Source organism: Escherichia sp. TW09308, from assembly GCF_000208565.1.
GTDB lineage: Bacteria > Pseudomonadota > Gammaproteobacteria > Enterobacterales > Enterobacteriaceae > Escherichia > Escherichia marmotae.
The window spans coordinates 1,817,387-1,831,668 of sequence record NZ_AEME01000001.1 but is presented as its reverse complement, the minus strand read 5'-3'; the positions used below and the strand labels follow the sequence as shown (position 1 = coordinate 1,831,668).

The 14,282-nt window shown below is 51.8% G+C and carries 9 protein-coding genes and 2 pseudogenes; 6 read left to right on the top strand and 5 right to left on the bottom strand.

Annotated elements, in window-relative coordinates:
• Positions 1–119: 119 nt before the first annotated feature.
• The 6 genes and pseudogenes from bcsR to ESM_RS1000000126490 form a co-directional block, all read left to right on the top strand.
• Positions 120–308: a cellulose biosynthesis protein BcsR gene (gene bcsR / locus ESM_RS0108850; protein ID WP_001063312.1), complete on the top strand. Its 189-nt coding sequence runs from the start codon at positions 120–122 to the stop codon at positions 306–308.
• 11 nt (positions 309–319) lie between these two features.
• Positions 320–1,072, top strand: a complete 753-nt coding sequence (bcsQ, locus tag ESM_RS0108845) for a cellulose biosynthesis protein BcsQ (RefSeq protein WP_000279553.1) — start codon at positions 320–322, stop codon at positions 1,070–1,072.
• Positions 1,069–3,687, top strand: coding sequence for a UDP-forming cellulose synthase catalytic subunit (bcsA, locus tag ESM_RS0108840; RefSeq protein ID WP_000025929.1), 2,619 nt, complete (start codon positions 1,069–1,071; stop codon positions 3,685–3,687). Before bcsQ ends, bcsA begins: the two co-directional genes overlap by 4 nt.
• 10 nt (positions 3,688–3,697) lie before the next feature.
• Positions 3,698–6,037 carry a cellulose biosynthesis cyclic di-GMP-binding regulatory protein BcsB gene (bcsB, locus tag ESM_RS0108835; protein WP_010377576.1) on the top strand — a complete coding sequence of 780 codons (2,340 nt, stop codon included), beginning with the start codon at positions 3,698–3,700 and terminating at the stop codon, positions 6,035–6,037.
• 6 nt (positions 6,038–6,043) lie between these two features.
• Positions 6,044–7,150, top strand: a complete 1,107-nt coding sequence (bcsZ, locus tag ESM_RS0108830) for a cellulose synthase complex periplasmic endoglucanase BcsZ (RefSeq protein WP_001517308.1) — start codon at positions 6,044–6,046, stop codon at positions 7,148–7,150.
• Positions 7,132–8,061, top strand: a pseudogene (locus tag ESM_RS1000000126490) (cellulose synthase operon protein C); the annotation flags it as partial. The gene bcsZ and the pseudogene ESM_RS1000000126490, both read left to right, overlap by 19 nt.
• A gap of 13 nt (positions 8,062–8,074) precedes the next feature.
• Here ESM_RS1000000126490 and ESM_RS01000000124395 read toward each other — a convergent pair.
• The 5 genes and pseudogenes from ESM_RS01000000124395 to cmk form a co-directional block, all read right to left on the bottom strand.
• A pseudogene (locus ESM_RS01000000124395) lies at positions 8,075–8,797 on the bottom strand (ABC transporter transmembrane domain-containing protein); the annotation flags it as partial.
• A 36-nt stretch (positions 8,798–8,833) separates the two neighbouring features.
• Positions 8,834–11,098: a ComEC family protein gene (locus ESM_RS0108820; RefSeq protein WP_000869356.1), complete on the bottom strand. Its 2,265-nt coding sequence runs from the start codon at positions 11,096–11,098 to the stop codon at positions 8,834–8,836.
• 205 nt (positions 11,099–11,303) lie between these two features.
• On the bottom strand, positions 11,304–11,588 hold the full coding sequence (gene ihfB, locus ESM_RS0108815) for an integration host factor subunit beta (protein WP_000167336.1): 285 nt from the start codon (positions 11,586–11,588) through the stop codon (positions 11,304–11,306).
• Between the two features lie 159 nt (positions 11,589–11,747).
• Entirely contained in the window at positions 11,748–13,421 is a 1,674-nt protein-coding gene (rpsA, locus tag ESM_RS0108810) for a 30S ribosomal protein S1 (protein ID WP_000140327.1), read from the bottom strand.
• Positions 13,422–13,531: 110 nt separating this feature from the next.
• On the bottom strand, positions 13,532–14,215 hold the full coding sequence (gene cmk, locus ESM_RS0108805) for a (d)CMP kinase (protein ID WP_000125014.1): 684 nt from the start codon (positions 14,213–14,215) through the stop codon (positions 13,532–13,534).
• Positions 14,216–14,282 lie beyond the last annotated feature (67 nt).

Here is a 14,282-nt window from a genome sequence, read left to right as displayed (position 1 = left end):
AGTTTTTCTGTTGCGTAACGGAAAGCCAAAAAATGAGCGAACTTCTGTGCCACCGTTAGCAATAAAGCGGTGAAAGTGTCTTACTGTGTAATATGTTTATTTCATAGGGATCATCCATAATGAATAACAATGAACCCGATATTCTGCCTGATCCCGCGATAGGCTATATCTTCCAGAATGATATTTTGGCGCTAAAACAGGCTTTTTCACTGCCTGATATTGATTATGCCGATATTTCTCAACGCGAACAGTTGGCTGCAGCATTAAAACGCTGGCCGCTGTTGGCTGAGTTTGCGCAGCAGAAGTAGGGGAGTGGTAAATGGCCGTACTGGGATTGCAGGGGGTGCGGGGTGGCGTGGGTACTACAACCATCACTGCCGCGTTAGGCTGGTCATTGCAAATGTTAGGAGAAAATGTCCTGGTGGTCGATGCCTGCCCGGACAATTTGCTGCGCCTGTCATTTAACGTTGATTTTTCTCACCGTCAGGGCTGGGCAAGAGCCATGCTGGATGGTCAGGACTGGCGTGATGCCGGGCTACGTTATACCTCGCAGCTCGATCTGCTGCCCTTTGGTCAACTGACTCTCGAAGAACATGAAAATCCCCAACACTGGCAAACGCGATTGGGCGAGATTTGCACCGGTATTCAGCAACTGAAAGCTAGCGGGCGTTATCAATGGATTTTGATCGATTTACCACGCGACGCCTCGCAGATAACGCATCAGTTGCTGAGTCTGTGCGATCACACCCTGGCAATCGTTAAAGTGGATGCCAACTGTCATATTCGGCTGCATCAGCAGGTACTACCTGCTGGCGCGCATATTTTAATTAATGATTTTCGCGTAGGTAGCCAGGTTCAGGATGATATTTACCAACTATGGTTGCAAAGCCAGCGGCGCTTGTTGCCGATGTTGATCCATCGTGATGAAGCGATGGCTGAATGTCTGGCGGCAAAACAACCGTTGGGCGAATACCGTAGCGATGCGTTGGCGGCAGAAGAGATTCTAACGCTGGCGAACTGGTGTCTGTTGAACTATTCCGGGCTGAAAGCGTCAGCCGGGAGCGAATCATGAGTATTCTGACCCGGTGGTTGCTTATCCCGCCGGTCAACGCACGTCTTATCGGGCGTTATCGGGAATATCGTCGTCACGGCGCGTCGCCTTTTAGCGCGACGCTCGGCTGTTTTTGGCTGATTCTCGCCTGGGTATTTATTCCGCTGGAACATCCGCGCTGGCAGCGTATTCGAGCAGAACATAAAAACCTTTATCCGCATATCAACGCCGCGCGCCCGCGTCCGCTGGATCCGGTCCGCTATGTAATCCAGACCTGCTGGTTGTTAATCAGTGCTTCACGCAGAGAAACGGCGAAACCGCGCTGGCGTTCGTTTTCACGCTTGCAGAATATTCGTGGTCGTTATCATCAATGGATGGATGAGCTTCCGGCTCGCTTCAGTCATAACACGCAACATCTTGATGAGAAAAAAGAGCTGGGCCATATAAGCGCCGGAGCACGGCGCTTTATTCTTGGCATCATCGTGACGTTCTCGCTGATTCTGGCGCTGATTTGCGTCACCCAGCCGTTTAACCCACTGTCACAGTTTATCTTCCTGATGTTGCTGTGGGGGGTAGCGCTAATGGTGCGGCGTTTACCGGGACGCTTCTCTGCACTGATGCTGATTGTGCTGTCGCTCACCGTTTCGTGCCGTTATATCTGGTGGCGCTACACTTCCACGCTGAACTGGGACGATCCGGTTAGCCTGGTGTGTGGCTTAATTCTGCTGTTCGCGGAAACTTACGCGTGGATTGTGCTGGTGCTTGGCTACTTCCAGGTGGTATGGCCGCTGAACCGTCAGCCAGTACCGCTGCCAAAAGATATGTCGCAATGGCCATCGGTGGATATTTTTGTGCCGACATACAACGAAGATCTTAGCGTGGTGAAAAATACGATTTACGCCTCGCTGGGTATCGACTGGCCGAAAGATAAACTCAATATCTGGATCCTCGACGATGGCGGCAGGGAAGAGTTTCGTCAGTTTGCACAAAATGTTGGGGTGAAATATATCGCCCGAACAACTCATGAACACGCTAAAGCCGGAAATATCAACAACGCACTGAAATATGCCAAAGGCGAGTTCGTGTCGATTTTTGACTGCGACCACGTACCGACGCGCTCGTTCCTGCAAATGACGATGGGCTGGTTCCTGAAAGAGAAGCAGTTGGCGATGATGCAGACACCGCACCATTTCTTCTCACCAGACCCATTTGAACGCAACCTGGGGCGTTTTCGTAAAACGCCGAATGAAGGCACGCTGTTCTACGGTCTGGTGCAGGACGGTAACGATATGTGGGATGCCACCTTCTTCTGCGGTTCTTGTGCGGTGATTCGCCGTAAGCCGTTAGATGAGATCGGCGGCATTGCTGTCGAAACCGTGACTGAAGATGCGCATACATCTCTGCGTTTGCACCGTCGTGGCTACACCTCTGCGTATATGCGTATTCCGCAAGCGGCGGGGTTGGCGACCGAAAGCCTGTCGGCACATATCGGTCAGCGTATTCGCTGGGCGCGTGGGATGGTGCAAATCTTCCGTCTTGATAACCCGCTTACCGGTAAAGGGTTGAAGTTCGCGCAACGGCTGTGTTACGTCAACGCCATGTTCCACTTCTTGTCGGGCATTCCACGGCTGATCTTCCTGACCGCGCCGCTGGCGTTCCTGCTGCTTCATGCTTACATCATCTACGCACCCGCGTTGATGATCGCGTTGTTTGTGCTGCCGCACATGATCCATGCCAGCCTGACCAACTCGAAGATTCAGGGTAAATATCGGCACTCGTTCTGGAGTGAAATCTACGAAACAGTGCTGGCGTGGTATATCGCGCCGCCGACGCTGGTGGCGTTAATTAACCCGCATAAAGGCAAATTTAACGTCACCGCCAAAGGCGGCCTGGTGGAGGAAGAATATGTCGATTGGGTGATCTCGCGACCGTACATCTTCCTCGTCCTGCTCAACCTGTTTGGTGTCGCTGTTGGCATCTGGCGTTACTTCTACGGCCCGCCAACTGAAATGCTCACCGTGGTTGTCAGTATGGTGTGGGTGTTCTACAACCTGATTATTCTCGGCGGCGCGGTAGCGGTATCGGTTGAAAGTAAACAGGTACGGCGTTCGCATCGTGTAGAAATGACGATGCCAGCGGCCATTGCCCGCGAAGACGGCCACCTTTTCTCCTGCACTGTTCAGGACTTCTCTGACGGCGGTCTGGGGATCAAGATCAACGGTCAGGCGCAGATTCTGGAAGGACAGAAGGTGAACTTACTGCTCAAACGCGGTCAGCAGGAATATGTCTTCCCGACTCAGGTGGCGCGCGTGATGGGTAACGAAGTTGGGCTGCAATTGATGCCGCTTACTACCCAGCAACATATCGATTTTGTGCAGTGTACGTTTGCCCGTGCGGATACATGGGCGCTCTGGCAGGACAGCTACCCGGAAGATAAGCCGCTGGAAAGTCTGCTGGATATTCTGAAGCTCGGCTTCCGTGGCTACCGCCATCTGGCGGAGTTTGCGCCTTCTTCAGTGAAGGGCATTTTCCGCGCGCTGACTTCTCTGGTTTCCTGGGTTGTTTCGTTCATTCCGCGCCGCCCGGAGCGGAGCGAAACGGTACAACCATCGGATCAGGTTTTGGCTCAACAATGATGATAACGCGATGAAAAGAAAACTATTCTGGATTTGTGCAGTGGCAATGGGGATGAGTGCATTCCCTTCTTACATGACGCATGCGACGCCTGCAACGCAACCACTGATCAATGCTGAGCCAGCCGTACCTACTCAGGCGGAGCAGAGCCCGCAGGTGGGGCAGGTGATGCCGGGCGTGCAGGGAGCGGATGCGCCAGTCGTCGCGCAGAACGGCCCTTCACGGGATGTGAAGCTGACTTTTGCGCAAATCGCGCCGCCGCCGGGCAGCATGGTGCTGCGTGGCATCAACCCGAACGGCAGTATTGAGTTTGGTATGCGCAGCGACGAAGTGGTAACGAAGGCGATGCTTAACCTTGAATATACGCCGTCGCCGTCATTGCTGCCTGTCCAGTCGCAGTTAAAGGTTTATCTGAATGATGAACTGATGGGTGTGCTGCCAGTGACCAAAGAACAGTTGGGTAAAAAGACACTGGCGCAAATGCCGATTAATCCGCTGTTTATTACCGACTTCAACCGCGTGCGGCTGGAGTTTGTCGGTCATTATCAGGACGTGTGCGAAAACCCGGCCAGCACCACACTTTGGCTGGATGTCGGACGCAGTAGTGGGCTGGATCTGACGTATCAATCACTGAATGTGAAAAATGACCTGTCGCACTTCCCGATACCGTTCTTCGACCCACGCGATAACCGTACTAATACGCTCCCGATGGTCTTTGCCGGTGCGCCGGATGTGGGGCTGCAACAGGCTTCCGCCATTGTTGCCTCGTGGTTTGGTTCCCGTTCCGGCTGGCGTGGGCAGAACTTCCCGGTACTCTATAATCAACTTCCTGATCGCAATGCCATTGTTTTTGCCACTAACGACAAACGCCCGGACTTCCTGCGCGATCATCCGGCAGTAAAAGCCCCGGTGATTGAGATGATCAACCATCCGGAAAATCCTTACGTCAAGCTGTTGGTGGTTTTTGGTCGTGACGACAAAGACCTGTTGCAGGCAGCGAAAGGTATCGCCCAGGGCAATATTCTGTTCCGCGGCGACAGCGTAGAAGTGAAAGAAGTCAAACCGCTGCTGCCACGTAAGCCGTACGATGCGCCGAACTGGGTGCGTACCGATCGTCCGGTCACCTTTGGCGAGTTGAAAACCTATGAAGAACAGTTACAGTCCAGCGGCCTGGAACCGGCGGCGATTAACGTCTCGCTAAACCTGCCGCCGGATCTCTATCTGATGCGTAGTACCGGTATCGATATGGATATCAACTATCGCTACACCACGCCGCCGGTGAAAGACAGTTCACGGATGGATATCAGCCTGAACAACCAGTTCCTGCAATCCTTCAATCTGAGTAGCAAACAGGAGGCAAATCGCCTGCTGCTGCGTATACCTGTGTTACAAGGCTTGTTGGATGGTAAAACCGATGTCTCGATTCCGGCGCTGAAACTGGGAGCCACCAACCAGTTACGCTTTGACTTTGAATACATGAACCCGATGCCGGGCGGTTCGGTGAATAACTGTATTACCTTCCAGCCGGTGCAGAATCACGTGGTGATTGGCGATGACTCCACCATCGACTTCTCGAAGTATTACCACTTTATACCGATGCCGGATTTGCGCGCGTTTGCTAACGCGGGCTTCCCGTTCAGCCGGATGGCGGATCTGTCGCAAACCATCACCGTGATGCCAAAAACGCCAAATGAAGCGCAGATGGAAACGCTGCTCAATACCGTTGGCTTTATTGGCGCACAGACGGGCTTCCCGGCGATTAACCTGACGGTGACCGATGACGGCAGCGCCATTCAGGGGAAAGACGCCGATATCATGATCATCGGCGGTATCCCTGAAAAACTGAAAGACGATAAGCAGATCGATATGTTGGTACAGGCCACAGAAAGCTGGGTGAAAACGCCGATGCGTCAGACGCCATTCCCGGGGATTGTGCCGGACGAAAACGACCGCGCGGCAGAAACCCAGTCAACGCTGACGTCTTCCGGCGCGATGGCGGCGGTGATTGGCTTCCAGTCACCGTATAACGACCAGCGCAGTGTGATTGCGCTGCTGGCGGACAGCCCTCGCGGTTATGAAATGCTTAACGATGCGGTGAACGACAGCGGCAAACGCGCCACCATGTTTGGCTCGGTAGCGGTGATCCGTGAATCTGGCGTAAACAGTTTGCGTGTCGGTGATATCTATTACGTCGGACATCTGCCGTGGTTCGAACGCTTGTGGTATGCACTGGCGAATCACCCGATTCTGCTGGCGGTGCTGGCGGCAATCAGCGTGGTGTTGCTGGCCTGGGTACTGTGGCGTCTGCTGCGTATCATCAGCCGTCGTCGTCTTAACCCGGATAATGAGTAATTGATGATGAATGTTTTGCGTAGTGGAATCGTGACGATGCTGCTGCTGGCTGCCTTTAGTGTTCAGGCTGCCTGCAGTTGGCCTGCCTGGGAGCAGTTCAAAAAGGATTACATCAGTCAGGAGGGGCGCGTCATTGACCCCAGTGATGCGCGCAAAATTACCACCTCCGAAGGGCAAAGTTACGGCATGTTCTTTGCCCTGGCGGCTAACGACCGTGCGGCTTTCGACAACCTTCTCGACTGGACGCAGAACAATCTCGCCCAAGGGTCATTAAAAGAACATTTGCCCGCCTGGCTATGGGGCAAGAAAGAGAACACGAAGTGGGAAGTGCTGGACAGTAACTCAGCCTCTGACGGCGATATCTGGATGGCCTGGTCACTGCTGGAAGCAGGACGATTGTGGAAAGAGCAACGCTATACCGACATCGGTAGCGCGTTGTTAAAACGCATTGCGCAAGAAGAAGTGGTGACGGTGCCAGGGTTGGGTTCCATGCTGTTACCGGGCAAAGTGGGCTTTGCTGAGGATAACACCTGGCGCTTTAACCCGAGTTACCTGCCTCCAACGCTGGCGCAGTATTTCACCCGCTTTGGCGCGCCGTGGACTACGCTGCGCGAAACCAATCAGCGCTTACTGCTGGAAACTGCACCGAAAGGTTTTTCGCCAGACTGGGTACGCTATGAGAAAGACAAAGGTTGGCAGTTAAAGCCGGAGAAAACGTTGATCAGCAGTTACGACGCTATTCGCGTCTATATGTGGGTCGGCATGATGCCGGATAGCGATCCGCAAAAAGCGCGGATGCTCAACCGTTTTAAACCGATGGCAACATTTACCGAGAAAAATGGTTATCCACCGGAGAAAGTTGATGTCGCGACGGGGAAAGCGCAGGGTAAAGGGCCAGTCGGTTTTTCTGCGGCTATGTTGCCGTTTCTTCAGAACCGTGATGCGCAGGCTGTACAGCGCCAGCGCGTAGCCGATAACTTTCCTGGTAGCGATGCCTATTACAACTATGTGTTGACCCTGTTTGGACAAGGCTGGGATCAACACCGTTTTCGCTTCTCGACAAAGGGTGAGTTATTACCTGACTGGGGCCTGGAATGCGCAAATTCACACTAAATATCCTTACGCTTTCCCTCGGTCTGGCCATGATGCCGATGGTCGAGGCGGCACCAACCGCCCAGCAACAGTTGCTGGAGCAGGTTCGGGTGGGCGAAGCTACCCATCGTGAAGACCTGGTGCAGCAGTCGCTGTATCGTCTGGAGCTTATCGATCCGAATAACCCGGATGTGGTTGCTGCTCGTTTTCGTTCATTATTACGTCAGGGAGACACTGACGGGGCGCAAAAACAGCTCGACCGACTGTCGCAATTAGCGCCGAGTTCAAATGCGTATAAATCGTCGCGTACCATCATGTTGCTTTCCACGGCAGATGGTCGTCAGGCACTGCAACAGGCGCGTTTACAGGCCACCACGGGGCACGCAGAAGAAGCCGTGGCAGGTTACAACAAACTGTTTAACGGAGCGCCGCCGGAAGGTGATATTGCCGTCGAGTACTGGAGTACAGTGGCGAAAATTCCGGCGCGTCGTGGCGAAGCGATTAATCAGCTAAAACGCATCAATGCGGATACACCGGGCAATACGGGGTTGCAAAACAATTTGGCGTTATTGCTGTTTAGCAGCGATCGCCGTGACGAAGGTTTTGCCGTGCTGGAACAGATGGCGAAATCCAACGCCGGGCGAGATGGTGCCGCTAAAATCTGGTACGCACAGATAAAAGACATGCCTGTCAGTGATGCCAGCGTGCAGGCGCTGAAAAAATATCTCTCAATCTTTAGCGATGGCGATAGTGTGGCACTGGCGCAATCGCAACTGGCAGAACAACAAAAACAACTGGCCGATCCTAATTTCCGCGCTCGTGCGCAAGGTTTAGCCGCGGTGGATTCAGGCATGGCGGGTAAAGCTATTCCCGAACTGCAACAGGCGGTGCGCGCTAACCCGAAAGACAGTGAAGCTTTGGGTGCGCTGGGTCCCCATCTTCATCCCCTCGCAAACGCATTTTGTTGCTGACCTTATCAAAACGCTTCGTTTCCACTTCCTGGCCACCAAAAATCAGCACTTCTTTGTGGCCTTTCAGCATCTGTTCCGCACTGGTGGTCACCTGCCCCATCGTGTTTTGCATGTTTTTACTGATGCTGCGAAAACGCTTCGATACGATACGAATTGCAATCGAGACAATGGGTGCCAGCACAATCAAAATGATCGATAACTGCCAACTGTAATAGAACATCATGGCGAACAAACCAATGATGGACGCACCTTCACGTACAACAGTAATCAGTGCGCCGGAAGATGACGAAGCAACCTGTTCAGAATCGTAAGTAATACGTGAAAGCAGAGTCCCGGTTGACTGTTTATCAAAAAATGAAACCGGCATTCCCATCATATGACCAAACAGGCGACGACGCATGGTCATTACCACTTTGCCAGATACCCAGGAGATACAGTAGCTGGAGATATAACTGGTGATACCACGTAAAATCATCAGCCCAATAACCACCAGCGGCATCCACATCAGCACGGAGCGATCTGTTTTACCAAAGCCATCATCAAGAAGTGGCTTAAGGAGCGATAACATGAAGGTATCGCTGGCCGCGTTGAGGATTAACGCTATGCCCGCCACGATCAGACCCGCTTTAAAAGGCGCAATGGTTGGCCACAGTCGGCGGAATGTCTGCCACGTAGAGAGATCTTTGTCGTTATGCATTCAAAAAACCAGCATTTGTTGAAATAGCCGCATATTCTACCCGTTATCCACTGGCACGCCAAACCACTGATGATACCAACGAGGTAAAATTTGCTCCCTTAGGCTGCGTACCAGCCAACCTTGCGCTGAAAAATCGACGGTTATTTGCCCCTGATGAGGGGTGTCAACCCATTGATATCCCTGAAGTTGATAACGTCTTTTAACTTTACTGGAGGGTAGTCGCCACGCGTTATAGCGCGATGCCGATGCCAGTGCCACTTTTCCATTCACACGCTGAATTAATGGCAATGATGATGAGGTATTACTACCGTGATGAGGCACCTGAAGTAATGTCGCCTGCACATGCTGCCAGTAACGACTTAGCATTTTTTGTTCAGCTAGTGCTTCAATATCACCAGTTAAAAGAATGCTATACATTCCGTCATCAACCTTAACCACACAGGAATGGTTATTTCCTTTATCGTTGCTACCTTGTAAAGGCCAGTGCACACTAAAACGTAATCCTTGCCACTGCCACGCTTCGCCACGCACACAGGGCTGATGATGCTCCCCATTTAAAGGGCTTCTGACCCATAACGTCGGCCAGGTACGTAATATCGAGTCCAGTCCTCCCCGATGATCCAGATGTTCATGGCTAAGAATGACGCCTTCCGGTTCAAGGTTATGCCAGCGTAGCCAGGGGATGATAATTTGTTGCCCGCTGTCGCCCTCCGGCCAGGCAAGTCCCGTATCATAGAGAATCGCTTTGCCATTTCTCGCAATCACCATTGCCAGTCCCTGGCCGACATCAAGCATATACACCTGCCACTCGTCGGGCTGTGGTTTTTGCCACAGCGGCCAGCACATCATAATGCCTCCAGCCACACACACCACTGGCAGTGTTCGCCATACGTTTAGTCGCCATACTATCAACAATAACCAGGGAGAAAATGATAGCCATTGCCAACGTTCAGCAATGTTGATCCATCCTTCCGGCAAACTCTTTAACCCCCAGAAAAGTAAAGCCAAAGACCTGTCGGCAAGCAACCATAATCCTTGCTCCACAATTAATGGTCCGCTTAAATGCACGATCATCGCGGCAAGCGTCAACGGAACAGTAATAAATGTCACTAAAGGAATGGCAAATAGATTTGCTATAAACGAGGTCAGGCTAATGCCATGAAATATGACGATTTGTACAGGCATTAACAGGAGCGTTATTCCCAGTTGCAGATGGATGAGAGAAACCATCGCACGCACTGCAGGTGGCAGCGACCATACCGGACAGGGAAACCACTGATACCAAAAAATAAGCGCCGCCACCGCGGCGGCAGAGAGCCACAAGCTTTGCGAGAGAATGGCAACAGGGTCCATCAGCAATATTACTGCAAGGCAGCATATCCACACATCCCAGCCACTCCATTGTCGACCACTTAACTTAAGCATTCCCCACGTTGCAAGCGCCACTACGGTACGCAATGCGGGAGGTTGCATACCAGTCAACCATGCATAAAAAGCAGCACAGCAAATTCCGCCAATTAATGGTATCTGCCAATGGATCCAACGCCCAGGAAGGAAAATTTGCCCACTGCGAATAAGCCCTGCCGCCAGTAATGCCACAAAAGCAATGTGTAATCCCGATATCGCCATTAAATGCGCTGTACCGGTATTGCGCATAATATTTTTGATTTCTCTGGGTACAGATAACCGTTCACCCATACCTAAACCAAGAATGACCGTTTTCCACGGATAGGGTTGCAGAGACGTTTGTAAAGAGGCCAGATATTGCGCTCGCAGACTACAACTCGCTTCAATGACGCTTGCCTGCAGAAAGCGCCCGGTGAGCGGCTGATGCTGGGCAATGGCATAACGCTGGCTGTCAAAGCCGCCATCATTAAGCTGGCCGTGAACCGCACGAACGTTGAGTTTCATTGACCATTGTTGTCCGGCACAAACTGCTTGCGGCAGATATTCGCCATACAGCACGATGCCTGGCGCAGGGAAAAGACGTCGGCCTTGTAAGTGGGTAATTTGAGCGTAATGAGTGGTCATGCCATCAGTGGCAGTAATCTCGACGATTGCATCCTGCGTCGCACCAGCTAAGGCTTCTCCTACCCACATAACTTGCTTCGCCGCCAATACGCCCCAAAGAAAAAACAGCAATATCAGCGTGAAATAACGAACAGCTTTAACAGGAATAAATGCCAGTACGCAGGCGAAAGTTGTAAGAACTGCAGTGGCTAACGTCCCGGGTAGTTGCGGTAATACCAGCAGTGGAAAAATCCCACAAATTACGCATACGCTGATCGTCGTTACTTTCATGCACCCCTCCCTGTTTTGGAAAGTGTGCAACTTTGTTCGGCAGTTGTCTGGTGGGTGTTTTGCTTTGCCCGAGGCGCGTTCAGAAGAATTTAACAGGAAGATGAAAACTGTACACAACTCTGCGAGACATCTTCCAGATTCAGATTACAGAAATGAAAAAAGCACCCGACAGGTGCTTTTTTCGCGTTCAAGTTTGTGTAAAAACTCAACCGTAAATATTGGCGCGATCGCGCAGTTCTTTACCTGGTTTAAAGTGAGGAACGTATTTTCCTTCCAGTTCTACTTTATCGCCAGTTTTCGGATTACGTCCGGTACGAGGTGCGCGGTAGTGCAAAGAGAAACTGCCGAAACCGCGGATTTCAATACGCTCGCCCTGCGCAAGAGTCGAGGCCATATGCTCCAGCATCTCTTTTACTGCATCTTCAACCGTCTTGGCGGGAATGTGCGATTGCTGGGTGGCAAGTCTTTCTATCAATTCTGACTTGGTCATGATTCCTCCGGTTCCTTAAAGGCAAATTTAGCGGCTGCTGTTGCTGCATTGATTAAGGGCGGCCGTAGCCGCCCTTAGTGCTTGATTACAGGACGAAACCTGCAATCTGTCAAGTAAACTCAACAAACTTCGGAATAAAAATCCCGAAGAGTCAGAGAATTACTCGCCTTTAGCTGCTTTGAAAGCTTCAGCCATTGCGTTGTTGGAGAAGTTTGCATCTTCCTGTTTGTTAACAGTTGCGATTGCATCTTTCTCGTCAGCTTCGTCTTTCGCACGAACAGACAGGCTGATTGCGCGGTTTTTACGATCAACGCCAGTGAATTTAGCTTCAACTTCGTCGCCAACGCTCAGAACCAGGGTAGCATCTTCAACGCGGTCACGGGATGCTTCAGAAGCACGCAGGTAACCTTCAACGCCGTCAGCCAGTTCTACGGTTGCGCCTTTAGCGTCAACTGCAGTTACTTTACCGGTTACGATAGCGCCTTTCTTGTTCAGAGCAACCCAGTTGTTGAACGGATCTTCTGCGAGCTGCTTAACGCCCAGGGAGATACGTTCACGTTCTGCGTCAACCTGCAGAACAACTGCAGCGATTTCGTCGCCTTTTTTGTATTCACGAACTGCTTCTTCGCCTGCAACGTTCCAGGAGATGTCAGACAGGTGAACCAGGCCATCGATGCCGCCGTCCAGGCCGATGAAGATACCGAAGTCAGTGATAGACTTGATTTTACCTTCAACACGGTCACCCTTGTTGTGGGTTTCCGCGAACTGCTGCCACGGGTTAGCTTTGCACTGTTTCAGACCCAGGGAGATACGACGACGTTCTTCGTCGATATCCAGAACCATAACTTCCACTACATCGCCAACGTTAACAACTTTGGACGGGTGGATGTTTTTGTTGGTCCAATCCATTTCGGAAACGTGTACCAGGCCTTCAACGCCTTCTTCGATTTCAACGAAGCAGCCGTAGTCGGTCAGGTTGGTTACGCGACCAGTCAGTTTAGTACCTTCCGGATAACGTTTAGCGATAGCTACCCACGGATCTTCGCCCAGTTGTTTCAGGCCCAGGGATACACGGGTACGTTCGCGGTCGAACTTCAGCACTTTAACAGTGATTTCGTCGCCCACGTTGACGATTTCGCTCGGATGCTTAACGCGTTTCCAGGCCATGTCAGTGATGTGCAGCAGGCCGTCAACGCCGCCCAGATCAACGAATGCACCGTAGTCAGTGAGGTTCTTAACGATACCTTTAACTTCCATGCCTTCCTGCAGGTTTTCCAGCAGTTGATCGCGCTCTGCGCTGTTTTCGGATTCGATAACGGCACGACGAGAAACAACAACGTTGTTGCGCTTCTGATCCAGCTTGATTACTTTGAATTCAAGCTCTTTGCCTTCCAGGTGCAGAGTGTCACGCACCGGACGAACATCTACCAGAGAACCTGGCAGGAACGCACGAATACCGTTCAGCTCAACAGTGAAGCCGCCCTTAACTTTGCCGTTGATAACACCGGTAACAGTTTCAGCATCTTCGTAAGCTTTTTCCAGCGTGATCCAGGCTTCGTGACGTTTAGCTTTCTCACGGGACAGCAGAGTTTCACCGAAGCCGTCTTCTACTGCGTCCAGAGCAACGTCAACTTCGTCACCTACCTGGATTTCCAGCTCGCCCTGGGCGTTTTTGAACTGCTCAGCCGGGATGGCAGACTCAGATTTCAGACCAGCGTCAACCAGTACTACATCTTTGTCGATAGCAACAACAACGCCACGAACGATAGAACCCGGGCGGGTTTCGATTTCTTTTAAGGACTCTTCAAAGAGTTGAGCAAAAGATTCAGTCATGTTTAATCTTCAGGTTTATATTTAACGTCCACCTGGCTCCGTGCCGGATGGGGTTGTTTAACATACCCGCTGTCATTCCATTGCAGCGGGGGTACTGCAAATTCGGTCGCTTATGCGAGAGCCAATTTTTGGCGCGCGTAGTGTAACGCTTTTTCAATCACTTGCTCAATGCTTAAGGTGGTGGAATCCAACACTAAAGCATCGGCTGCCGGAACCAACGGCGCTACCGCGCGATTACGATCGCGGTCGTCGCGTTCTTTGATCTCGGCCAAAAGGCGCTCAAAGTTAACACTAAAGCCCTTCTCCTGCAACTGTAGCATGCGGCGATGTGCACGTTCTTCTGAGGAGGCGTCAAGGAAAATTTTCACTGGTGCATCAGGGAATACCACCGTTCCCATATCGCGGCCATCGGCAATCAGGCCAGGTAATTCGCGAAATGCGCGTTGGCGACGCAATAATGCTTCGCGAACACGGGGAAATGCCGCGACTTGTGAAGCGGCATTCGCCACTTCCTGGGTGCGAATTTCACCACTGACATCTTCCCCTTCGAGGATCACTTCCAGATTGCCATTGGTCGATACAAAACGTACATCCAGGTGGGATGCCAGTGGCACCAGAGCATCTTCCGACGCCACATCAACATGGTGATGTAATGCCGCCAGTGCCAGTACGCGATAAATTGCACCCGAGTCCAGCAGATGCCATTGCAACGCTTCCGCCATAGCCTTACACAAAGTGCCTTTCCCTGCACCGCTTGGGCCATCAATGGTAATAACCGGGGCAATTGCCGTCATCTTTATCTCCTTAAAACAGGCGTACCGTTAACATAACCGCGCGCATTATACGCGCCAGCGCCACAAA